The sequence below is a fragment of the Chromohalobacter canadensis genome (assembly GCF_034479555.1).
Taxonomy (GTDB): Bacteria; Pseudomonadota; Gammaproteobacteria; order Pseudomonadales; family Halomonadaceae; genus Chromohalobacter; species Chromohalobacter canadensis.
In genome coordinates, this window is record NZ_CP140151.1 from 3,313,358 (window position 1) to 3,334,853 (window position 21,496).

A 21,496-nucleotide genomic window follows, 5' to 3' on the forward strand; every position below is an offset into this window, starting at 1 on the left:
CATGACCGACGACGCAGTGCCGTTCGACGATCGCGGTTTCGCTTATGGGGACGGTCTCTTTGAGACCGTCCTCGTGCGTGATGGGCAGCCTTTATTGTGGGACGCGCATCTACGGCGGTTGGCACGCGGTGCCGAGCGGTTGGAAATCCCATTGCCGGATACGCAGACCTTGGCGAGCTTGCCAGGGCAGGCGGGGGCCGGGTTGTGCGTGCTCAAGTTGCTCGTGACCCGTGGCAGCGGTGGTCGTGGGTACGCATCTCCTGAATCGCCCGTGCCGCGCCTGCGTTGGCGATTCATGCCTTTCATGCCGCAGTCCACGTATTGGCGCGATGGCGTACGCGTTCGCCTGTGTCGGCTGCGCTTGGGTCACCAGCCTTTATTGGCGGGCATCAAGCATCTCAACCGTCTCGAGAACGTCATGGCGCGTCGTGAGTGGCGCGATCCCGATGTTGCCGAAGGGGTGTTGTGCGATCAGCACGATAATCTCGTCGAGGCGACCAGCATGAACCTGGTCTGGAGGCGGCACGGCATTCTCGAGACTCCCGACCTGGCTGCATGTGGCGTGGAAGGCACGCTGTTGGCGGCGTTACGCGAGCGCTTGTCGATCCGCACGCGCGGAGTGGGAATCGAGGCGTTGATGGAGGCCGACGCAGCCTGGGTCATCAATTCGGTTCAGGGGGTTTGGCCCCTGAAACAGTTGGACGATGCCGACGGTACCTGCCTGAATCGATGGCCGGTACATACCGCGCATTGGTATCTGCAACAGCATGCCCATCCATTGCTGGGCTATCCTCATGACGTCTTCGATGAGGCGTGAGACAAGGTATCGACATGCGAGTGGTGAAGGTTCTCATAGGGGTTGCGATATTGGCTGGCGTGGCAGTGTTGGGGGCCTATCAGTATTGGCAATCCCGCCTGGCGGCCCCGCTGGCCCTCAATGAAACGACGATTTACGAAGTGCCGCGTGGGGCGGGATTCTTGCGCGTCATCGGCGAACTCGAAGAGCGCGGCATCATCGATGCCACCTGGCCGTATCGCGTCCTGGCGCAATTGTCGCCCGACAAGGTCAACGGATTGCGTTCCGGCGAGTTCGAACTCGACCCGGGAATGAGCGGCAACGACATGGTGGCGCGACTTTCCAGCGACAATGTCGTGTCCTATCGCTTTACCATTCCTGAAGGGTGGACGTTCGCGCAGATGCGCCGCGAACTGGATGCCGCTGCCAAGCTCGAGCATCGTACTCGAGACATGAGCGATGAAGAGGTCATGGCGGCCTTGGGGCACGAAGATGAATATCCTGAGGGGCGTTTCTTTCCCGATACGTATCGCTACCACAAGGGAATGACGGACCTTGAGGTATTGCGTCGCGCTTACCAACGCATGGCGACCATTCTGGCGGATGTCTGGGCGCAGCGGCATGACGACCTGCCGATCGATAGCGCCTACGACGCCCTCATCCTGGCTTCTTTGATCGAACGCGAGACAGGCGTTCCGGAAGAGCGACGCCAGATCGCCGGCGTCTTCACGCGACGCCTCGAAAGCGGCATGCGACTGCAAACCGATCCCACGGTGATTTATGGCATGGGAGACGACTACGATGGCAACATCACGCGGGCCGACCTGCGTCGCGAGACGCCCTATAACACCTACGTGATCGACGGACTACCGCCGACGCCGATTGCCATGCCGGGCAAGGGAGCGTTGCAAGCCGCCGTGGATCCGGCCCCCGGGGATGCCTTGTACTTCGTCTCCCAGGGCGACGGCTCGCATCAATTTTCCAGTACGTTGGCCGAGCACAATGCCGCGGTACGTCGTTACATTCTCAACCGCTGAGCGGGGTAGCACATCGCCATGACGCCAGGACGTTTCATCACCCTCGAGGGGGGCGAAGGGGTGGGAAAATCCACCAACGTGGATTTCGTGTGCGACTGGTTGAGCGCTCGCGGTATCGACGTACTGCGTACGCGTGAGCCGGGCGGCACCCCGCGGGCCGAGGCGATTCGTGCGCTACTGCTCGATCCCACGCCGCAGGAACCGCTCGACGAGACCGCCGAATTGCTGCTGATGTTCGCGGCGCGTGCCCAGCATCTGGCGGCCAAGATTCGCCCTGCATTGGCGCGGGGTGTGTGGGTCGTCTGCGATCGTTTTACCGATGCGACCTTTGCCTATCAGGGCGGCGGGCGTGGGTTGGACGAGGCGCGTATCGCGACACTCGAAGCCTTGGTGCAGGATGATCTGCAACCCGATCTGACGCTGTTACTGGATATGCCGGTCGAGGCCGCCCAACACCGTGTCGAACATCGTGGCACCACACGTGACCGTTTCGAGCGCGAACGGCAGCACTTCTTCACTGCCGTGCGTGACAGTTATCTTGCCCGCGCCGCCCAGGCACCGGCGCGGTTCGCAGTGATCGATGCCGACCAAGAGCTGGATGCAGTCCAGGCGTCGATCGCCGATCATCTGGCAGCGAGAAGCGCATTATGGTCGTGACGCCACTGCCTTGGCAGCGTGACTTGTGGCAGCGCCTGATTCGCCAACAGGACGCGGGCCGTTTGGCGCATGCGCTATTGATCTCGGGTCCGCATGGGGTTGGCAAGCACGATTTCGCCGATGCCCTGATAGCCCGCACGCTGTGCCATGCACCGGGTAACACCGCCTGTGGCGAGTGCCATGCCTGTCACATGCTGGCGTCGGGATATCATCCCGACCTGCTCGATATCACCCCGGCTGAAAAGCGCCGCCAGATACGCATCGATCCGATTCGGCAGGTCAATGCCTTCGTGTCGCAGACAGCGCAACAAGGCGGTTATCGCGTGATTCGTCTGCATCCCGCAGAAGCCATGAACGTAGCGGCCTCCAACGCGCTCCTCAAGAGTCTCGAAGAGCCGGGTGCGAAGACATTGTTCGTGCTCCTGGCAGACATTCCCTCGCGCATGCTGCCGACCATCCGTTCGCGGTGTCAGCATTGGAGCTTGGGCGTGCCCGAGCCACACAGCGCCCTGGAGTGGCTGAACGAACGTTTCGAAGACCCCGAGCAAGCGCGTTTCTGGTTGCGCGTGGCCGGTGGTTTGCCTCAGTTTGCTGTCGAGCTGGCCGAGGGGCGAGGCTTGCGCCAGGAGTTGCGTGAACTCTTCGATGCCTTGGTACGTGGCGCGGAGCCGGTCGCCGAGGCGGCGCGTCTCGATCCTCAGTCGTTGGACCGCGTGCTGTGGTACGGTATCGTCTGGCTCGAAGACTTGATTCGCCTGGGTGTCTCCGGTGAAGCACAGCACGTGCGCAACCCGGACCTTCTGCCGCTGTATCGCCAGGCCGCCAAGAATGCGCGGGTTCGCGATTGGTTTCGTCTGCTCGACTACGCGCGCGAACAGCGTCGTTTGATCGCTGCCGGGGGCAATCCCAATGCACAGTTGGTGCTGGAAGCCTGGCTGGTGCGATGGGCGTCGCTGTTGCGCTCGTGATCACGCCACGCTGGCGAGGCATCAACATTGTGCATGCAGCTAGACGTGCACCCTGACCGAGGAGTACCCGGCGTGGCGCAAAAAGCCTTATCCCTGACGTTCCACGATACGCAGACCCTGCAGGCAGCTTATATGCCCTGGCTGGAACGGGGCGGTATCTTCGTTCCCACGCAGGAGCGTTATGCGCTCGGCGATGCGGTGTATCTGTTGGTCACCTTGCCGGAAGACGCCGAGCGTCTGCCAGTCTCGGGCACGGTTGCCTGGCTGTCGCCGCCGGGTGTCGGCGGGCGACGCGTACCGGGGATCGGCGTGCATTTCAGCGATGCCGATCAGCGTGTAAGGGAGCTGATCGAAGCTCAGCTCGCAGGCGTTACCGCTACACGCCCCAGCTATACCCTTTAGGCCTCGTCTGAAGAGTGCCTAATGCCATGGGCTGGGCCACAACCTTTTCGATTCTTTAGGTACCGCATGTTCGTTGATTCCCACTGCCACCTCGATCGACTCGACCTCACTGCCCATGACGGCAAGCTCGATAGCGCTCTGGAAGCCGCCCGCCAGCGTGGCGTGCGTCACTTCCTGGCGATTGCCGTCACGCTGGATGACGTGCCTAATCTGGTCGATATCGCGCGCGCCCATGATGACGTGTCACTGTCCGCCGGCGTGCACCCGCTGCATCGGGTCGAGCGCGAGCCCGACGTACAAGCTATCGTCGACTGTGCCCAGCGTCATGACGCGGTGGCGATAGGCGAGACGGGGTTGGACTATCATTACGATGAAGTGGCTCACGATGTGCAGCGTCAGCGTTTCGCTCACCACCTGCGCGCCGCGCGTGAACTTGAATTGCCGGTGATCGTGCATACCCGTGATGCCAAGGAAGATACCTTGGCGTTGATTCGTGAACATACCGATCCCGCGGTGGGGGGCGTCTTGCATTGTTTCACCGAAGATCTCGATATGGCACGGGAAGCGGTGAGACTGGGTTTCTACGTTTCGCTTTCCGGCATCGTGACCTTCCGTAACGCCACCTCGGTTCGTGAACTGGCGCGCCTCGTGCCCCTTGACCGGCTATTGATCGAGACCGATAGTCCTTATCTGGCTCCGGTGCCGCATCGTGGCAAGCCCAATGAGCCTCAATGGGTCGTGGAAGTGGCGGAATGTATCGCCGCCGAGCGGGGCATCAGTGTCGACGAAGTCGCGATGCAGACAAGTGCCAATTTCTACCGGCTGTTTCGTGCCGCGCTGCCCGAGGCGCCCGACGATGTGCGCGAGGCATTGGCACAGATGAGCGGTCAGTAACGCCCAGCAGCGAGGAGCGAGCATGCCACTAGAGTCATTGACGACGCATCTCGACGCATCCCCCACGGCAGCGTTGCCGCCGGTTGATACCTGGGACCCGCCTTTCTGCGGTGACATGGCGTTGACCATTGCCGCCGATGGCCGCTGGTGGCATGAGGGCACGCCGATTGGGCGCGCACGCTTGGTACGTTTGCTGTCGCGTCTGCTGCGCCGGGAAGCGGATGGCGATTATTACCTGGTCACGCCGGTCGAAAAGCTGCGTATCCAGGTCGAGGACCGTCCGTTTTTGATTGCCGACGCCGATTGTCGCGACGGGGTGTGGACGTTGACCACCAACCTCGGCGATAGCGTCACTTTGGGCACGGAATGCCGCCTCGTGGTCAGTGCCATGCCGTCCGGCGATCCGGTTCCCGAGGTCGCCATTCGCTTCGGACTGTCCGCACGGCTCAATCGCAATGTCTACTACCGGTTGATCGATACCGCCGAGATGCACGAGACGCCCAACGGCAGCGAGCTCGGGATGTATAGCGACGGCGTCTGGCAGCCCCTCGGCTGGTTGCCCGAGGAGACCCAGTGAGCGAGGCGACACCCGAGCAGCGCGCCGTGGTCGCGCATGTAGAGGGGCATGCGCGCGTGTCGGCGGTCGCCGGTGCCGGCAAGACCACCACACTCGTGCAGCGCGTCTTGCACCTGCTGGCCAATCGCGTGCCTCCGCAACGCATGTTGGTGCTGATGTTCAATCGCGCCGCGCGCGAGGACTTCACCCACAAGCTGACCCACGAGGCAGCGGGGCAGCGCCTTCCCGATGTGCGAACCTTTCACTCCATCGGTCATCGCTTGACCCAGACCCTGACGCGCTGGGGGTATCTGTCATCGCGTCAGTTGATCGCTGCCGATTGGCAACGCGAGCGTCTGCTTCGTCAGGCGGTGCAGATGAGCCTGGAACACGCCGACGACAGTCAGCGCCACGCCGCGCTGGAGTCTGATCGTCTCGAGGCGCTGGCGCAGTTCTGCGAGCTGGTCAAGGCGGAGATGTGCGCCCCTGAAGTACTCCACGAACGCTTGGATTTTGGCGACGCTACCCAGCACTTCTGCGAAGCGTATGCGGTCTTCGAGGGGTTGCTCGAAGATCACGCCTTGATGACCTACGCCGACCTTCTCTATCGACCGTTACGTTGCCTGGAAGCGACGCCCGAGGCTCGCGCCCGCGTGCAGGGGTTTCTCGATCATGTCATCGTCGACGAATATCAGGACATCAACGAGGTGCAGCAGCGCTTATTGGCGATTCTTGCGGGGTCTTCCGCCCAGGTGATGGCGGTGGGCGATGCCAATCAGTGCATCTACGAGTGGCGCGGTGCGCGCCCCGATGCGATGTTCGAACGTTTTACCGCCTTGTTCGGTACCGCTCACGATTATCCGCTGTCGTATACCTTTCGCCATGGCCATGTGTTGGCGTTGGCGGCCAACCATGCCATTCGCGCCAATCGCCGGCGTCCCGATCAGCTATGCCTGGCCGCGCCCGGGACGCCGGCGACCCGCGCTGACGTGGCGGTAGGCAGCAGTGCACTGCTCGATGCCCTTCAGCAGTGGCGCGGCGACGGGCGAGCCTTGGGCGAGGCCTGCGTGCTGGTGCGCAGTTGGGCGTTGTCCGTCTCCGTGCAGTTGCAGCTGTTGCGTGCCGGCATCCCGTTCCGGCTCGCGCGTGAGGATCGCTTCGTGTTTCGTCTGCCGCTGGTGCAGGCGCTGGCGGGGTATCTGGCCCTGGCGCGTGATGGGCGTCGCCTGCAGGACCCTGAGCAGCTCAACCTGCTGTTGTCGCAGCCGACGGTGTTCGTGCCTCGCGAGACGCTGACCGCCTTGGCGCACCAGCTGGCCCAGACCCAGCAATGGCCTGAGCGGCACGACCCTTTGTTGAATGCGTTGAAGCCCCTTCAGCGGCGTAACCTCAAGCGTCGCTGGCAGTTGCTATGCGAACTGCCACGCATGTCGAATTGGCCGCCGGCCAAGCTGCTCGAACATGTCGTCGAGGCCACCGAGGCGGACAAAGCCCTCAAGCGCGCCGCCTCGAGGCGCGCCAAAGCCGAGGACGATGTGCGTCTGCTCGATGTGTTGATCGAACAGGCCGGTGAACTGGCCAACGACCCCGAAGGCTTCATCGAGCTACTCAGTCAGCCGGTGGAAGCGCGCGAGGATGGCGTATTGGTGACCACAGTGCATGGCGCCAAGGGGCTCGAATGGCCGATGGTCGCGCTGTGGGGTGTCAATGAGGAAGACTTTCCACACTACACGCGTGAAACGCCTCTGGACGCCGAGCGCCTGGAGGAGGAGCGTCGTCTGTACTACGTAGCGATCACGCGGGCGCGCGAGCGTTTGCTGGTCCTGCACGATGGCGGCGATCATCGTCCCAGTCGCTTCCTCGACGAGACCGCCTGGGACGACTGCCATCGCGCCGCCGCCGCGCTCGGTGAGACACCGCCCGACACGCTGGCGGTGCGTGCTCCGGAGGTGGTCGGGCGTTATCTCGAACGTTGCGGGTTGAATCTGGCTGTCACTCGCGCGTCAGAGCCGGTTGCTGAATCAGCGCCTGCGACATGGGCGGTGGGGGAATGGGTGCGGCATGAGGTCTTCGGCGATGGCGAGATCGTGGTGCTCGAGGGCGATCCCGCCAATCCAGTCATCGAGGTGCGCTTCACCCAGGCGGGGCGCCGGCGGTTGATCGCCGCGCGCGCGCCGCTTGAGCATGTGGCGGAACCAGCGGTGCCGAGCTGAGGTAGGGCCGCTTAGATGCCCCCACGCGTTGGCGAGGACACCCTGGGCATGACTACATGTTGGGGTAGTTGGGACCGCCACCGCCTTCCGGCGCCACCCAGGTAATGTTCTGGGACGGGTCCTTGATGTCGCAGGTCTTGCAGTGCACGCAGTTCTGGAAGTTGATCTGGAACTTGGGTTCGCCGTCTTCTTCGACTATTTCGTAAACCCCTGCGGGGCAGTAGCGTTGCGCGGGCTCGGCGTATTCCGGCAAATTGACGCGTACCGGGATCTCGGGATCGGTGAGCCGCAAGTGACTCGGTTGATCCTCTTCATGGTTGGTATTGGAGAGGAACACCGATGAAAACTTGTCGAACGATAGCTTGCCATCCGGCTTGGGATAGTCGATGGGTGTCACCTCGTTGGCATGGCGCATGCGCGCATGATCGGAGGTGGTGTCGTGCACGGTGGGTAGTTTGCCGCCCAGCAGTTGGTCCAGGAAGTTGTAGGCGCCACCTTTGACGGTGCCGTATTTGTGAATCGCCGGCCCGAAGCTGCGGCTTTCGGTCAATTCCTCCCAGCCCCAGCTATTTTTCCATTTCGAGGTGAACGCGGTCAGCTCTGCGCCGCCTTCGTCACCCGCGACGAAAGCCTCGAAAACGGCCTCTGCCGCGACCAGGCCGGATTTCATCGCCATGTGGATGCCCTTGATCTTGGCGAAGTTGAGGGTGCCGGCATCGCAGCCGATCAACAAACCACCGGGAAAGGTCATGCGGGGCAGGCTATTGGCACCGCCCTTGGTGATGGCGCGCGCCCCGTAGGAAACGCGGGAGCCGCCTTCGAGATGTTGCTTGAGCACCGGGTGGTGCTTCATGCGCTGAAATTCATCGAAGGGCGAGAGGTACGGGTTGTTGTAGGAAAGATCGACGATCAAGCCCACCACGACCTGCTGATTCTCGGCATGGTAGAGAAACCAGCCGCCATGGGTGTCGCTGGGCAACGGCCAGCCCGAGCCATGCAAGACGCGTCCGGGTTCGTGCTGATCGGCGGGCACGTCCCAGAGCTCCTTGAAACCCAGCGCATAGTGTTGTGGATCGCAGCCTTCGTCGAGGTCGAAGCGCTCGATCAGCCGCTTGCCGAGATGCCCGCGTGCGCCCTCGGCGAACAACGTGTACTTGGCGCGCAGTTCCATGCCCGGCATGTGGCCGGGTTTTTCGCTGCCATCGGCGGCCACGCCCATGTCGCCGACGAGGATGCCGCGTACCGTGCCATCGTCATCATGCAGGCTTTCCTGGGCGGCGAAGCCGGGGAAAATTTCCACGCCGAGTTCTTCGGCCTGCTCGGCCAGCCAGCGACACAGGTTACCGGCGCTGATGACGTAGTTGTCATGCGCGCCGCCGGTGTTGTGCATGCTCTTGGGCACCAGGGCATTGGGTAATTTCTGGGCGCTTTCGGCGTCCTTGAGCAGGTAGAGGTCATCGCTGATCACGGGGGTGGTCAACGGCGCACCACGCGATTCCCAGTCGGGGAATAGTTCGCGAAGGGCGCGTGTTTCGAGCACGGCGCCGGACAGAATATGCGCGCCCACTTCGGAGCCTTTTTCGACCACGCAGACGCTGAGTTCGCGCTGGGCCTCGTGGGCCTGCTGCATCAGGCGACATGCCGCCGATAGCCCGGATGGGCCGGCGCCGACGATGACGACGTCGAAATCCATGTATTCGCGTTCCACGGCTTGATCTCCTCCATCTTCGCGTTGGGCGATCGACGCGCCCGAGCATGCACAGTGTCTTTCGAGCAATGGTGCATGGACAAGTCGCGTTTTTCTTGGTTGTATTCTAAGGATTGTATTTTAAACGGCCGTTTGATTCCACATGGGGCGGCCGGCCCGTATGATGTCATTTTCCGTGTGGTTTGTCGTCCGACGCGGCCATGACGGCGCTTCAGGGTTTGACCGCATTGGACGAGATCACGCAATATTATAAAGGGTCGCCGAGTGTTTAACGGGCGACATTTTTTCGGGACACGCCCCCTATCAAACGCTTGAATGAATTTATTCTAAGGGCATGCCTGCCGGTTCTAACCAAGCGAGGACACCATGAAAGTACTCGTCGCGGTCAAACGCGTCATCGATTATAACGTCAAGATCCGGGTCAAGCCGGATCACTCCGACGTCGATCTCACCAACGTCAAGATGGCCATGAATCCTTTCTGCGAGATCGCCGTGGAAGAAGCGGTGCGCCTCAAGGAAAAAGGGGTGGCCAGCGAGGTGGTGGCCGTTACCATCGGTCCCAAGGCTGCGCAGGAGCAGCTGCGTACCGCTCTGGCGCTAGGTGCCGATCGCGCGATCCACGTCGAGACCGATGACAAGGTCGAGTCGCTGACCGCCGCGAAGCTTCTCAAGCAGGTCGTCGAGGACGAGCAGCCGGGTCTGACGATTCTCGGCAAGCAATCCATCGACACCGATAACAATCAGACCGGCCAGATGCTGGCCGCCTTGGCAGGCATGGGGCAGGGTACGTTCGCCTCTGAGGTACAGGTCGAGGGCGAGGAGGTCCGCGTAACCCGTGAAATCGACGGCGGCCTGCAGACCGTCGCGCTCAAGCTGCCGGCGGTGATTACCACCGACCTGCGCCTCAACGAGCCGCGCTATGCCAAGCTGCCCGATATCATGAAGGCCAAGAAGAAGCCCATCGACGTCAAGAGCCCCGAGGATATGGGGATTGCCGTGGCGTCCAGCCTGAGTGTGCTCAAGGTGGAATCGCCGGCGGAACGCCAGGGCGGCGCCAAGGTGGCCTCCGTGGATGAACTCGTCGACAAACTCAAGAACGAAGCCAAGGTGATCGCATGAGCATTCTGGTTATCGCCGAACATCATAACGGCCAACTGGCGGAAAGCACCGCCCACGTGGTTGCCGCGGCTCAGGCCATCGGTGGAGACATCGAGATCCTGGTGGCGGGCGAGAGCGTCGCGGGCGTTGCCGAGTCGGCCGCCAAACTGGCCGGTGTCAGCAAGGTAAGGGTCGCCGACGACGGCGTCTATGCCCACCAGCTTGCCGAACCGCTGGCCGAGCTCATCGCCGGGCTCGCCGACGACTACAGCCATGTGCTGGCCGCTGCCTCCACCCAAGGCAAGAACGTGATGCCGCGCGTCGCCGCCCTCAAGGACGTGGCCGCACTGTCGGAAGTGATCGGTGTGGAAAGCCCCGATACCTTCCTGCGCCCGATCTATGCGGGCAACGCGATTGCCACCGTGCAGTCGAGCGATGCTCTCAAGGTCATCACCGTGCGTACCACGGCCTTCGATGCCGTCGACGCGACGGGGAGCGCCGAGGTCGAGTCGGTCAACGCCACGGTCGAAAACACCCTATCGCAGTTCGTCAGTGAGGAACTGGCGAGTAGCGATCGGCCTGAACTGGGCAGTGCCCGCGTGGTCGTCTCCGGCGGTCGCGGCATGGGCAACGGTGAGAACTTCAAGCTGCTCGACGGTATCGCCGACAAGCTGGGCGCGGCGATTGGCGCTTCACGCGCGGCCGTGGATGCGGGCTTCGTTCCCAACGATATGCAGGTCGGGCAGACCGGCAAGATCGTCGCACCGGAGCTGTACATCGCCGTGGGGATCAGTGGCGCCATTCAGCACCTGGCGGGGATGAAGGACGCCAAGGTCATCGTGGCGATCAACAAGGATGAAGAAGCGCCGATCTTCCAGGTCGCCGATTACGGCCTGGTGGGCGATCTGTTCGAAGTACTTCCCGAACTCGAGTCCAAATTGTAAGTCGAAGTCTAAACGCGGCCTGCAGATTGGCTTGGCGCGCGATGTATTGTCAAACCGGCTCACGTGGCCGGTTTTTCTTTCTCATAGTCCATGATTGATAATTGTTCTTGTTTGTATTAGCGTGCTAGCCGTCCTTTCGTCGGCGCTAATGGGCGTCTGACACGATCAAGCAACGGGAGAAAGCGTGGTGCCTAACGACACGCGAAGCCGAACACGGACATGCCGGCGTGCGGCTTGCGCCGGTATGGCGTTATTGATGGGTATTTCCGCAATGGCCTCGGCGCAGCAGGCGTCATTGCGAGACGCCAGTGCTCAGGCGCAGCAAGAGCAGGCGGCGTTGCAGGACAAGATAGACGCCGCCGACGATGAAACGCGTGAATTACTGACGCGCTTGCGCGATGCCAGCCGCGAAGCCTCGCGTCTCGAGCGCTATAACGACGAACTTGCCCGCCGCAATCAGACGCAGCAGGCTTTGATCGAGAAGCGGCGTGAGGCCATCGATCAACTCTCGGTGACGCGCGAGGCCTTGCCGGGACAGCTGCGCGATATGGTGTCGCAATTGCGCACCCTGATCGAAGCCGACTTGCCTTTCTTGCGCGAGGAGCGCCTGGCGCGCGTCGAGAGTCTCGATGCGATGCTCGATGACAGCGAAATGAGTGCGGGTGACAAGCTCGATCGCGTGCTCTCCGCCTGGCGCACCGAGCTCGACTACGGCCGCGAGATGGACGCCTGGCAAGGGCCGTTGGTGGGCGATGACGACCGTCAGGTCGACTATCTCCGCGTGGGGCGTATTGGGCTTTATTACGCCACGCCGGACGGCCGCGCCGGTGGTGTCTGGCGTGCCGATGCCGAGGAATGGCAATCCCTCGAGGGCGACGCGCTCGATGAACTGCGCAAGGGGCTGCGTATTGCGCGCGATCAGCGGGCCCCGGCATTGCTCGATCTCCCGGTCTCGGTAGCGGTAGAGACCCAATCGGCCGATGACGCGAATTCTCCCGCCGATAACGAGGAGTCGTCATGAGCACATGGAAGTCTCTGCGGTCTCGGGTGTTGGCGCTGGCTCCGGTGCTGGTGTTGACGATGGCGCTGCCCAGCATCGTGCCTTCAGCCTTGGCTCAGGAGGGCGATTCCTCCCCTTCGCTTGAGCAAATGCTAGAAAGTCTGCGTACGGATAGTGAGGCTGCCGAGTCGAGAGACCGGGAGCGCTTGAGCGCGCTGGTGGACGACCGCACTGCACTGCGCGACGCGGTGGAAGAAGCGGAAGCCGAACGCGATGACGCGCGTCAACGGCGCGACGAGCTGGAGGCAACGCAAACGCGCCAGCGTGAAGCGCTCGACGAGGTCAATCAGCGGCGCCGTGATGAAGCGGGCGACCTCGACGGCGTATTCGATGTGGCGCAAGGGCAAATCGGCGAACTGCGTGATGCGTTGGGCGATGGCTGGTTGACCGTGGGGACGCGGACGACGCTGCCGGAACGCCTCGACGACGACGCCATCATCGATACCCAGACACTGGGAAACCTGGGGCGGACGTTCGCTGAGCTGACCGCGGAAACCGGGCGCGGTGTGCGTTTCGAAGCGCCCATCGCCGATGCTGAAGGCAATGTCGAGCAGCGTGAGGCGGTGCGCCTGGGCGACTTTCTCGCCTTCAGCGATGGCAAGCTCCTGACGCGTGATACTGGCAACCAGGCAGACGAGGCCGGACTGCGTGTGGTGTCGCATACGCCTGAGGATGCCAGCGATGCACTGCAGGCCTTCCAGCATGGCGAAGGGGAGCGCGTGGTCCTTGATCCCACTCAGGGTAATGTACTCGATGCCCTGGCGCAGCAACCCTCGCTGTGGGAGCGTTTTCAGCAAGGCGGCGCGGTTGGCTATGTCATTGTCGTGCTGGGTATCGCGGGCTTGCTGGTCGCACTAGCGCAATACGCTTATTTGCTGTTGGTCAGCCTGCGTCTGCGTCGTCAGCTTCGCACTCCCGAGACCTTGCGCGACGATAACCCGCTGGGACGGGTGCTCGGTCGCTTCGCGGCGCTGGGTCACGATCACGCACCGGAAGCGTTGGAGGCACGCCTCGACGAAGCGCTGCTGGCAGAGAAGCCGCGTCTCGAGCGTGGCCAACCCCTGGTCAAACTCATGGCGGCCGTCGCGCCCTTGCTGGGACTGCTAGGGACGGTGACCGGGATGATCGTCACCTTCCAGTCGATCACCGTGTTCGGCACCGGTGATCCGCAACTCATGGCCGGCGGGATCAGCCAGGCGTTGGTGACCACCGTGCTGGGCCTGATCGTCGCCGTGCCGCTTCTATTCGTGCATACCGCCTTGAGTAGTCGCAGCCGCGAATTGCTCGGCACGCTCGAGGGACGGGCGAGTGCCGTGCTGGCCGAGCATCTCGAGGCCTCACACGGTCATACGAGGACGCAGGCCGATGCCCACGCTCGCTGAGCCCATCGTCTGGCTGGTCGAGGCCGGTGGTCCGGTACTGGTGATGATTGCCCTGGTTGCCATGGCGCTTTTCGCCATGGGACTGGAGCGCGGCCTGTATTGGCAGTTCGTGCATAGCCGTCGTCGTCGGGCACTGGTGGCGCGCTGGGTTGCGCGCCACGACCACGCCAGTTGGAGCGCGTTGACGCTGCGCGAGGTCTGGACGTCGGAACTCATCGGCCAACTGCGTCGCCCCTTGCCGTGGCTCAAGCTGCTGGTGGGGTTGTGCCCGCTGCTGGGGTTGCTGGGGACGGTCACCGGGATGATCCAGGTCTTCGATAGCCTCTCCTTGACCGACGCCAACCAGGCACGGGCCATGGCCGATGGCGTGGCCCGCGCGACGTTACCGACATTGACCGGCATGGCAGTCGCCGTGGTGGGGCTCTTGTTTACCACCCGTCTTGAACACGTGATTCGGCGCGAGGATCAGCGGCTACATGACCGCATGGCACGTGCCGTGGAGGATGCCAATGCGTAGGCGTCGACTACAGGACGTCAATGACGACGCCCAGGAAATCAATCTCACGCCGATGCTGGACGTGGTCTTCATCATGTTGATTTTCTTCATCGTGACGACCAGTTTCATCAAGGAAAGTGGCGTGGAAATCGACCGTCCCGAGTCATCTTCCGCGACCGCGCGTCCCGAAGCGCAAGTCATGGTGGCGATCACCGCCGAGAACGCCGTGTGGGTCGATGGACAGCCGGTGGATGCGCATCGCGTGGGCAATGAAGTGGCCAGCCTGGTGAGCGACGAAGGCGGTGTCGTGATCCAGGCTGACCGCCAATCGACCACCGGGCTTCTCATTGAAGTCATGGATGCCATTCGTGATGCCGGCGTTGACAACGTCGCCGTGGCGGCGGATCGGGGCGCCGACGGATGAGAGCGATCGCAGGCGCTGTAGGCGGCATCTTGATGGCGTTGGGGCTTTTCTACCTATTGGCCCTGCTGGTGGCGCCACCGGAAGATAATCGTGAGCCGATCGAGCAGCCGATGTCGGTGTCACGCGTCGAGGCGCCTGAGGCACAACAGGCGTCGGCACCGGCAGCGGCTGCACCGGATGCCCCGACACCACCGGCTCAAACGCCACCACCTCCGCCGCCTTCACCAGTGCCCGCGGCCCAGAGTGACAGTTCGCTGACGTTGCCCGAGCCGGAAGCGTCGGCACCGCCCTCGCCGGAGGTGCCGGAGGAATCGTTGCCCGAGCTCGAAGAAGTCGAGCCCACACCTGAGCCCGAACCCGAACCGGCGCCCGAACCGGAACCCGATCCCGAGCCGCAGCCTGACCCGCAGCCCGACCCTGAGCCTGCACAAGAAACGTCACCTTCGGATGCGGCGTCGCAAGGCGACAGCGGTGAGACCGCGGATACCGAATCCTCGGCGAGCGGTGAAACGAGCGAGCAGGACGCTGAACAAGTCGGCTCGCCGCAGCCGACCGAGCGCGTGCCGCCGGAATATCCGTCGCGGGCGCAGCGGCGTGGTATCGAGGGGTTCGTGGAGGTGAGTTTCACGATCATGCCCAATGGCCAGGTCGATCGCGATTCCTTGCACGTCACCGATGCCGATCCGCGTAGCATGTTCGAGCGTGCGGCGCTCAAGGCTGTCGCCGATTGGCGGTTTCCGCAAAGCGATCAGCCGCGTGAAGCGCGTCAGCGGCTAGAATTTCGTCTCAAGAGGTAACGCATGCAGTGGCGTCAGTGGGGATATGTAGCGACGCTGTGTCTGAGCCTGGGAATGGCTAGCACGGGCGTAAACGCCGCCGGGCCGGCCTTGGCGCCGGACATGGTGCAGGCGCTGGAGTCGCTGCAGCAGCGCATGCAGGATAACGCCAGCGAGAGCGCCATCGATGATGCCAAGTCGGCCGCTGAGCGCCTACAGGGCGGTAATCGGGCTGATCGCTGGGCGCGTGCCTTGTTTCTGCAACTGGCGGCGACTGGTGAGGCGCGCCAGGGCCGGGACGCCGAGGCGGCGGATCTTTTTCGCCAGGCGCGCCGTATCGACAGCGTCGATGCCGATTCGCGCCAGCGTTGGCTCAATCAAGAGGCCCGCTTGCGGCTGCGCGCGGGGCAGACCTCGCAGGGGGCTCAGCTGCTGGAAAGATGGCTCGAGGACCACCCGGATGATCGCGATGGCTTGTGGTTGATGGTGCAAGCCCAGGCGACGCAGAAACAGTGGACGCAAGCGGCGCAGTGGGTCGATCGCGCACGTCGTGCCGGCGATATGGATGCTGACAGACGTCGCTTGGCGGCGAGCGTTTATCAGCACGCCGAGCGTTATGACGCGGCACTGGCGTTGCTAGACGATCAGTTGCAAAGTGAGAGTGACGACCCTCAGGCATGGCGGCGTGCCGCGGCGTTGGCGCAGCGCATGCAGCAGCCCGGATTGGCAGCGGCGTTATGGGAGGCCGGCTGGCGGCGAGGCGCGCTGGCGGGCGAGGACGATCTCGAGCGTCTGATTCGGCTTCATCTGGCTGGCGGGACCCCGGCGCGTGCTGCCGAGCATCTGGAAACGGCATTCGAGAAGGGCACGCTGTCACGCGATAGCGAGCATCGACGTCTTCTCGCCGAGGCCTGGACGTCGGCGCGCGCGCATCAGAAGGCGTTGTCGGCATGGCGCGCGCTGGCCGAAGACACCCAGGCCGCCGCTGATTGGCGTCAGCTCGGCGAACTGGCCTACGGCTGGGGCGAGTGGTCGACGGCGATAGAAGCGCTTCGCCAAGCCCGTGAGCAGGGGGCTGACCCCGCGCGAACCTGGTTGCTGGAAGGGGTGTCGCAACTGGAGTCGTCGGATGAAGAGGCGGCGCGTGAGGCGTTCGAAGCGGCGCGTGATGCCGGTGCGTCACAGGCCGAAGCCTGGCTGGCATCGCTCGACGAAGGGGATGCCGGGAAGGCGCCCGATGTCGACGCATCACCGAAGGCGCCGACGCCCCAGACGCCCTCCGATACGCCGTGACGCCCGCCTTCCACGAGCGTGGATACGTGTTACAAAGCCAACTGTGCCCATACCGGGGCGTGATCCGAAGGACGTTGGATACCGCGTAGTTCGTAATCGATGCCTGCGTCTTCCACCCGCTCGCACAGCGTGGGGGTGACCATGATGTAGTCGATGCGCAAGCCGCGCTTGGGCTCGCGCTCGAAGCCCCGCGAACGGTAATCGAACCAGCTGAAGCGATCGTCGACCTCGGGATAGCGCAGGCGGTAGCAATCGCTCAGCCCCCAGTCGGCGAGGCGCGTGAGCCATTCACGCTCGACGGGCTGGAAGCTGGTCTTGCCTTCGCGCAGCCAGCGCTTGCGATTGGACTCGCCGATGCCGATGTCGATATCGGCGGGCGAAATATTGAAGTCGCCCATGACCGCGAGCCGTTCGCTGGGCGTATGCCGCTCTTGCAGCAATGCCGTGAGCCGGGCATAGAAATCGCGTTTGTTGGGAAACTTGGTGGGGTGCTCGATATTTTCACCCTGCGGGAAGTAACCGTTGTACACGGTCATGGTCTCGCCGTCGTCACAGCTGACGCGGACGCCGATCAAGCGTCGCTGGGCTTCTTCGCCATCGTCGGGCAGGCCATAATGCACGGCCTCGGGGGGCTGTCGGGTGAGTAACGCGACGCCGTAATGGCCTTTCTGGCCGTGAAAAGCGACGTGATAGCCGAGCGCCTCGACGGCCTCGCGCGGGAACTCGCTGTCCTGCACCTTGGTTTCCTGGAGACCGATGATATCGGGACGATGCACCTCGATGAGAGCCTCCAATTGGTGGAGGCGGGCACGGATCCCGTTGATGTTGAAGGAGACCAAGCGCATCAGCGATCACCCCGCGAATCGTCGTCGCGTGTCGGCGTGCCATGCACGTCGAGGGTCGGCGCCTGCTGTTGGCGTGCCAGGCGACGAGCGGCCTGCAGTTTGCGTTGCTGACGTTTCTTCTGCACATAGCGCGGCGACGATTTGACCTGATCGGGGTTGTCGTGGCGCCATTTACGGAAGTCCTTGCGACGCCCGGTGCGAATCGTCACTTTGTTAGCGATCGAGCGCGTTTTTTTGCTGCGTGTCATGTCGTGACCCTGTGTCGTATTGACTTGAGGGCCATTCTACCAGTCGCGTTGCCGGGCGACATCCGTGCTTGAGCGCGATGCCCGCGCGATGCTCGGCAATGACTGATACAATGCTCGCTTGCGTCGTGATCCAGCTTGGCTGTCGCGATGGCCGTGGCGCGCTCCGGAAAGGCGGACAAGCGCGCTGGATTCATGCATTTGCGTACGAATATGGACAGACATAGAAGCCTATGAGTGAGTCGGATAAAACCCCAGCACCGGCCCAGAACCGCAAGCCCAAGCGTCGGCGTCGCAAGCCGCGCCGGTCGCAGTCCCAGTGGGACGTCAAACAGTTCCAGGTGACGCCGGTGGCGGGCAAGTGGCGTTTTCACGATTTCGATCTTCCCGTGCCGCTGATGCGTGCGATTCACGCCCTGGGATTCGAATACTGCACGCCGATCCAGGCGGAAGCCTTGACGCATACGCTGCTTGGCGGCGATGTGGTCGGCAAGGCGCAGACGGGTACCGGCAAGACCGCCGCTTTCCTGATCTCGATTCTGGCGTATTTCCTGGAAGAGAAGGCCCCCGACGGTCAGAAGCCCGGTGCGCCGCGTGCGTTGATCATTGCGCCGACGCGTGAACTGGCGCTGCAGATCGAGAAAGATGCCAAGGCACTGGCGCGCTTTACGTCGCTCAACGTGGCTAGCGTCGTCGGTGGCATGGACTATCAGAAGCAGCGCGATCAGTTGTCGCGCAAGATCGATGTGCTGGTCGCTACCCCGGGGCGCCTGCTCGACTTCCACGAGAAACGCGATGTCGACTTGACGCAAACCGAGGTGCTGGTCCTCGACGAAGCGGATCGCATGCTGTCGATGGGCTTCATCCCCGACGTCAAGCGCATCATCCAGCATACGCCCAAGGCCGAAGAGCGCCAGACCTTCCTGTTCTCGGCGACGTTCAGTCCGGACATTCTCAACTTGGCCCGCCAGTGGACGCATGACGCCACGCACGTCGAGATCGAGGCCAGCCTCGAGAATGCCGCCAACATCGACCAGCGTGTCTATCTGGTGGGGGACAGCGACAAGCAGCGCTTGCTGATCAACCTGCTCAACCAGGAGAGCATGGAACGCGTGATCGTGTTCGGTAACCGCCGTGATCTGGTGCGTAACCTCGACTCGTCCTTGCGTGACGCTGGTATCAATGTGGCGATGCTTTCCGGTGATGTGCCGCAAAAAGCGCGTATCGACACTCTCGACCGCTTCCGCAACGGCGAGGTGGATGTGCTGGTTGCCACTGACGTGGCAGGACGTGGCATTCATATCGATGATGTCAGCCATGTCGTGAACTATACCTTGCCGGAAGACCCCGAAGATTACGTCCACCGTATTGGCCGCACGGGCCGTGCCGGTGCCGAGGGTGTGTCGATCAGTTTTGTCGGCGAAGAAGATGCTTTTGCACTGCCGGGAATCGAATCCTACATCGACGCCAAGCTGCCCTGTCAGCATCCTCCCGAAGGGTTGCTCTGACCCTTGACGGAAACGGCATCCCAGGCCCTCGACCCCGAGCTCAAGGCGACCATTCAGACGGCCTACCGGAAAGTGCTCGAAGGGCTCGAGCTGACGCCGCGTTATGGGCAGCGACTGATGATCGCCGAGATCGCGCGGACCCTGGGTGGCATCGAGGCGGATGACGCCGGACGACGTCTCTCCAACGAGCATGTCTGCGTGCTGGAAGCGGGTACCGGCACTGGCAAGACGCTGGCCTATCTGCTTGCCGCGCTGCCCATCGCCCAGGCGCGTGGTAAGCGTCTGGTGGTCTCCACCGCCACGGTGGCGCTGCAAGAGCAGGTGCTGCATCACGACCTGCCGGCCCTCAAGGCGCATAGCGGCCTCGATTTCGAATACGCCCTGGCCAAGGGTCGGGGGCGCTATCTATGCGTGGCGCGACTCGATCAAGCCTTGGAAGGCGGGGAAGACAACCCTACGCTGTCGCTTTTCGAGGAAGCGATGACGTCGCGCGACGGTGACGACTTCCAGGCCCTGGCGCACGAGATGGCCGAGGCCTACTCGGCAGGGCGCTGGGAGGGGGACCGCGATAGCTGGCCGACGGGGATCGACGATGCCGATTGGCGCCGTTTGACCATCGATCATCGCCAGTGCACCAATCGTCGCTGTGGCCACTTCGGCGCCTGCGCCTTCTTTCGCGCCCGCCGGGGGCTCGATCAGGCCGATATCATCGTTGCCAATCACGATCTTGTGCTGGCGGATCTTTCCTTGGGGGGCGGGTTGGTATTGCCATCGCCCAAGGAGTGCATCTACGTCTTCGACGAAGGGCACCATCTGCCCGATAAAGCTCTCGACCACTTTTATCACCGTTTGCCGGTCAACGGTACGCTACGCTGGCTACGCACGCTGAAGAAGTCGCTGACCGAGCTCAATACCGCTCTGGCCGTGCAGCCGACCCTGGCCCGCTTGTTGGCGAGCCTGCCGGAAGCCATCGCCGCGTTGGAACCGCGCCTCGGCGAGGCGTTCGCCATGGGGCATAGCATCGCCGAGTTGGAGCATGGGCTGCCTGAAGAAGCCAGTGACGCCGTGCATCACCGTTTCTCCATGGGGCGGGTGCCCGAGGCGCTTTCCGAGCAGGCCGGGGCGATGGTCACGGCCTTCGCCGAGTTGTCGCGTACGCTCGAGAGCATGGCTGACATCTTGCGCGAGAGCCTCGATCCGGAAAAGGCCACGGGTTTGCCGCGCGAACAGGCCGAGGCCTGGCTACCGTTGATCGCCCTGCTACACGGCCGGGCCTTGGACGCGCATGCCTTGTGGCAGGCGTTGTCCACAACGGACCCCGAGGACGGCGTGCCTCAGGCGCGTTGGCTGACCTTCGAGCGTGTCGCCGGCGAGGCAGAGTTGACGTTTTCGGCAAGCCCCGTTTCGGCCGCCGAGACCTTGGCTCGGCATTTGTGGGGCACATGCTATGGCGCAGTGGTGACCTCGGCGACGCTGACCGCGCTCAATCGCTTCGAACGTTTGCAAGAACGCGCCGGGCTTGCAAACCGCTATCGCTATCAACGCTTGCCCAGCCCGTTCGATTATTCGCGGGCGGTGCTCAGCGTGCCGCCGGAGGCCGTCGATCCCAGCAATCGCGAGGCCCACGAGCGTGCGCTGATCGACTTCACCCAAGCGTTGGGTGAGCGCGAAGCCGTGCTCATGCTGTTCTCGTCGCGCAAGCAGATGCGCGCCGTGCTCGAGGCGCTGCCAGAGACGGTGCGTCAGCGGGTGTTGGCGCAGAATCATCTGCCCAAGCGCGAGCTGCTGCAGCGCCATCGCGCGCGCGTCGATGCCGGGGAGGGCAGTATCATCTTCGGGCTGGCCAGTTTCGCCGAGGGGATCGACCTGCCGGGAAAATACCTGACGCATGTAGTGATTACTCGGCTGCCGTTTTCCGTGCCCGACGATCCGGTAGGGGCGACCCTGGCGGAGTGGATCGAAAGCCGAGGCGGCAATCCGTTCATGCGCATCTCGGTGCCGGATGCCTCGATTCGTCTGGTCCAGGCCTGCGGTCGGCTGATCCGCAAAGAAGCCGATCAGGGACGGATCACATTGCTCGACCGTCGTGTCCTGACGCGTCGTTATGGAAGGGCGCTGCTCGATTCGTTACCGCCTTTCCGGCGTGAAATCGACGGCATAGCGCAGTAGGCGCGCCGCCCGCGCTCCCCGGGTG

Annotated in this window: 21 protein-coding genes; 18 read left to right on the plus strand and 3 right to left on the minus strand. The window is 63.1% G+C overall.

Annotation, left to right across the window (positions count from 1 at the left end):
• The first annotated feature begins 1 nt into the window (after position 1).
• From pabC to SR908_RS15425, 8 genes are all read left to right on the plus strand, one after another.
• A complete protein-coding gene (gene pabC / locus SR908_RS15390) occupies positions 2-817 on the plus strand; it encodes an aminodeoxychorismate lyase (RefSeq protein ID WP_246921134.1) in 816 nt (271 codons plus the stop codon).
• Between the two features lie 14 nt (positions 818-831).
• Positions 832-1,833, plus strand: coding sequence for an endolytic transglycosylase MltG (gene mltG / locus SR908_RS15395; RefSeq protein ID WP_246921131.1), 1,002 nt, complete (start codon positions 832-834; stop codon positions 1,831-1,833).
• Positions 1,834-1,851: 18 nt separating this feature from the next.
• A complete protein-coding gene (tmk, locus tag SR908_RS15400) occupies positions 1,852-2,490 on the plus strand; it encodes a dTMP kinase (protein WP_040243656.1) in 639 nt (212 codons plus the stop codon).
• Positions 2,481-3,458 (plus strand): DNA polymerase III subunit delta', encoded by a 978-nt coding sequence (locus SR908_RS15405; protein ID WP_040243654.1) that lies wholly within the window; start codon positions 2,481-2,483, stop codon positions 3,456-3,458. Before tmk ends, SR908_RS15405 begins: the two co-directional genes overlap by 10 nt.
• 72 nt (positions 3,459-3,530) lie before the next feature.
• Positions 3,531-3,860, plus strand: coding sequence for a PilZ domain-containing protein (locus SR908_RS15410; protein WP_040243652.1), 330 nt, complete (start codon positions 3,531-3,533; stop codon positions 3,858-3,860).
• Positions 3,861-3,926: 66 nt separating this feature from the next.
• Positions 3,927-4,754, plus strand: a complete 828-nt coding sequence (locus SR908_RS15415) for a TatD family hydrolase (RefSeq protein ID WP_246921128.1) — start codon at positions 3,927-3,929, stop codon at positions 4,752-4,754.
• 22 nt (positions 4,755-4,776) lie between these two features.
• A complete protein-coding gene (locus tag SR908_RS15420; RefSeq protein WP_246921124.1) occupies positions 4,777-5,331 on the plus strand; it encodes a DUF1285 domain-containing protein in 555 nt (184 codons plus the stop codon).
• Positions 5,328-7,523: an ATP-dependent helicase gene (locus SR908_RS15425; RefSeq protein WP_246921121.1), complete on the plus strand. Its 2,196-nt coding sequence runs from the start codon at positions 5,328-5,330 to the stop codon at positions 7,521-7,523. The genes SR908_RS15420 and SR908_RS15425 overlap by 4 nt, the downstream gene beginning before the upstream one ends.
• Positions 7,524-7,575: 52 nt before the next feature.
• Here the strand turns inward: SR908_RS15425 and SR908_RS15430 are convergent, their stop codons facing one another.
• Positions 7,576-9,216: an electron transfer flavoprotein-ubiquinone oxidoreductase gene (locus tag SR908_RS15430; protein ID WP_246921438.1), complete on the minus strand. Its 1,641-nt coding sequence runs from the start codon at positions 9,214-9,216 to the stop codon at positions 7,576-7,578.
• Positions 9,217-9,597: 381 nt separating this feature from the next.
• Here SR908_RS15430 and SR908_RS15435 point away from each other — a divergent pair, with 381 nt between their 5' ends.
• The 8 genes from SR908_RS15435 to SR908_RS15470 all read left to right on the plus strand — a co-directional run bounded on the left by SR908_RS15435 (position 9,598) and on the right by SR908_RS15470 (position 16,704).
• Positions 9,598-10,350: an electron transfer flavoprotein subunit beta/FixA family protein gene (locus SR908_RS15435; RefSeq protein ID WP_246921118.1), complete on the plus strand. Its 753-nt coding sequence runs from the start codon at positions 9,598-9,600 to the stop codon at positions 10,348-10,350.
• Positions 10,347-11,273: an electron transfer flavoprotein subunit alpha/FixB family protein gene (locus tag SR908_RS15440; RefSeq protein WP_246921115.1), complete on the plus strand. Its 927-nt coding sequence runs from the start codon at positions 10,347-10,349 to the stop codon at positions 11,271-11,273. The genes SR908_RS15435 and SR908_RS15440 overlap by 4 nt, the downstream gene beginning before the upstream one ends.
• Before the next feature lie 244 nt (positions 11,274-11,517).
• A complete protein-coding gene (locus tag SR908_RS15445; RefSeq protein ID WP_281504802.1) occupies positions 11,518-12,294 on the plus strand; it encodes a DUF3450 domain-containing protein in 777 nt (258 codons plus the stop codon).
• Positions 12,291-13,715 carry a MotA/TolQ/ExbB proton channel family protein gene (locus tag SR908_RS15450; protein ID WP_246921109.1) on the plus strand — a complete coding sequence of 475 codons (1,425 nt, stop codon included), beginning with the start codon at positions 12,291-12,293 and terminating at the stop codon, positions 13,713-13,715. The genes SR908_RS15445 and SR908_RS15450 overlap by 4 nt, the downstream gene beginning before the upstream one ends.
• Positions 13,699-14,232, plus strand: coding sequence for a MotA/TolQ/ExbB proton channel family protein (locus tag SR908_RS15455; RefSeq protein ID WP_246921107.1), 534 nt, complete (start codon positions 13,699-13,701; stop codon positions 14,230-14,232). The genes SR908_RS15450 and SR908_RS15455 overlap by 17 nt, the downstream gene beginning before the upstream one ends.
• Positions 14,225-14,635: an ExbD/TolR family protein gene (locus tag SR908_RS15460; RefSeq protein WP_246921106.1), complete on the plus strand. Its 411-nt coding sequence runs from the start codon at positions 14,225-14,227 to the stop codon at positions 14,633-14,635. Before SR908_RS15455 ends, SR908_RS15460 begins: the two co-directional genes overlap by 8 nt.
• Entirely contained in the window at positions 14,632-15,432 is an 801-nt protein-coding gene (locus SR908_RS15465) for an energy transducer TonB (RefSeq protein ID WP_246921104.1), read from the plus strand. Before SR908_RS15460 ends, SR908_RS15465 begins: the two co-directional genes overlap by 4 nt.
• A gap of 3 nt (positions 15,433-15,435) precedes the next feature.
• Positions 15,436-16,704: a tetratricopeptide repeat protein gene (locus tag SR908_RS15470; RefSeq protein ID WP_246921102.1), complete on the plus strand. Its 1,269-nt coding sequence runs from the start codon at positions 15,436-15,438 to the stop codon at positions 16,702-16,704.
• A 29-nt stretch (positions 16,705-16,733) separates the two neighbouring features.
• Here the strand turns inward: SR908_RS15470 and xthA are convergent, their stop codons facing one another.
• Together xthA and SR908_RS15480 are read right to left on the minus strand one after the other, a co-directional pair.
• Complete coding sequence (gene xthA, locus SR908_RS15475) at positions 16,734-17,549, minus strand: exodeoxyribonuclease III (RefSeq protein ID WP_246921100.1); 816 nt, start codon at positions 17,547-17,549, stop codon at positions 16,734-16,736.
• On the minus strand, positions 17,549-17,797 hold the full coding sequence (locus SR908_RS15480; protein WP_097023276.1) for a hypothetical protein: 249 nt from the start codon (positions 17,795-17,797) through the stop codon (positions 17,549-17,551). The genes xthA and SR908_RS15480 overlap by 1 nt, the downstream gene beginning before the upstream one ends.
• Before the next feature lie 230 nt (positions 17,798-18,027).
• Between SR908_RS15480 and SR908_RS15485 the strand changes: the two genes are divergently transcribed.
• Together SR908_RS15485 and dinG are read left to right on the plus strand one after the other, a co-directional pair.
• On the plus strand, positions 18,028-19,302 hold the full coding sequence (locus SR908_RS15485; RefSeq protein WP_097023277.1) for a DEAD/DEAH box helicase: 1,275 nt from the start codon (positions 18,028-18,030) through the stop codon (positions 19,300-19,302).
• A 3-nt stretch (positions 19,303-19,305) separates the two neighbouring features.
• Positions 19,306-21,471: an ATP-dependent DNA helicase DinG gene (gene dinG, locus SR908_RS15490; RefSeq protein WP_246921098.1), complete on the plus strand. Its 2,166-nt coding sequence runs from the start codon at positions 19,306-19,308 to the stop codon at positions 21,469-21,471.
• Positions 21,472-21,496: the final 25 nt, after the last annotated feature.

Bases quoted from the DNA above. Each gene is read 5' to 3' on its own strand.
- pabC (WP_246921134.1), top strand. From the start codon at position 2: ATGACCGACGACGCAGTGCCGTTCGACGATCGCGGTTTCGCTTATGGG.
- mltG (WP_246921131.1), top strand. From the start codon at position 832: ATGCGAGTGGTGAAGGTTCTCATAGGGGTTGCGATATTGGCTGGCGTG.
- tmk (WP_040243656.1), top strand. From the start codon at position 1,852: ATGACGCCAGGACGTTTCATCACCCTCGAGGGGGGCGAAGGGGTGGGA.
- SR908_RS15405 (WP_040243654.1), top strand. From the start codon at position 2,481: ATGGTCGTGACGCCACTGCCTTGGCAGCGTGACTTGTGGCAGCGCCTG.
- SR908_RS15415 (WP_246921128.1), top strand. From the start codon at position 3,927: ATGTTCGTTGATTCCCACTGCCACCTCGATCGACTCGACCTCACTGCC.
- SR908_RS15420 (WP_246921124.1), top strand. From the start codon at position 4,777: ATGCCACTAGAGTCATTGACGACGCATCTCGACGCATCCCCCACGGCA.
- SR908_RS15430 (WP_246921438.1), bottom strand. From the start codon at position 9,216: ATGGATTTCGACGTCGTCATCGTCGGCGCCGGCCCATCCGGGCTATCG.
- SR908_RS15435 (WP_246921118.1), top strand. From the start codon at position 9,598: ATGAAAGTACTCGTCGCGGTCAAACGCGTCATCGATTATAACGTCAAG.
- SR908_RS15440 (WP_246921115.1), top strand. From the start codon at position 10,347: ATGAGCATTCTGGTTATCGCCGAACATCATAACGGCCAACTGGCGGAA.
- SR908_RS15445 (WP_281504802.1), top strand. From the start codon at position 11,518: ATGGCGTTATTGATGGGTATTTCCGCAATGGCCTCGGCGCAGCAGGCG.
- SR908_RS15450 (WP_246921109.1), top strand. From the start codon at position 12,291: ATGAGCACATGGAAGTCTCTGCGGTCTCGGGTGTTGGCGCTGGCTCCG.
- SR908_RS15455 (WP_246921107.1), top strand. From the start codon at position 13,699: ATGCCCACGCTCGCTGAGCCCATCGTCTGGCTGGTCGAGGCCGGTGGT.
- SR908_RS15460 (WP_246921106.1), top strand. From the start codon at position 14,225: ATGCGTAGGCGTCGACTACAGGACGTCAATGACGACGCCCAGGAAATC.
- SR908_RS15465 (WP_246921104.1), top strand. From the start codon at position 14,632: ATGAGAGCGATCGCAGGCGCTGTAGGCGGCATCTTGATGGCGTTGGGG.
- SR908_RS15470 (WP_246921102.1), top strand. From the start codon at position 15,436: ATGCAGTGGCGTCAGTGGGGATATGTAGCGACGCTGTGTCTGAGCCTG.
- xthA (WP_246921100.1), bottom strand. From the start codon at position 17,549: ATGCGCTTGGTCTCCTTCAACATCAACGGGATCCGTGCCCGCCTCCAC.
- SR908_RS15480 (WP_097023276.1), bottom strand. From the start codon at position 17,797: ATGACACGCAGCAAAAAAACGCGCTCGATCGCTAACAAAGTGACGATT.
- SR908_RS15485 (WP_097023277.1), top strand. From the start codon at position 18,028: ATGAGTGAGTCGGATAAAACCCCAGCACCGGCCCAGAACCGCAAGCCC.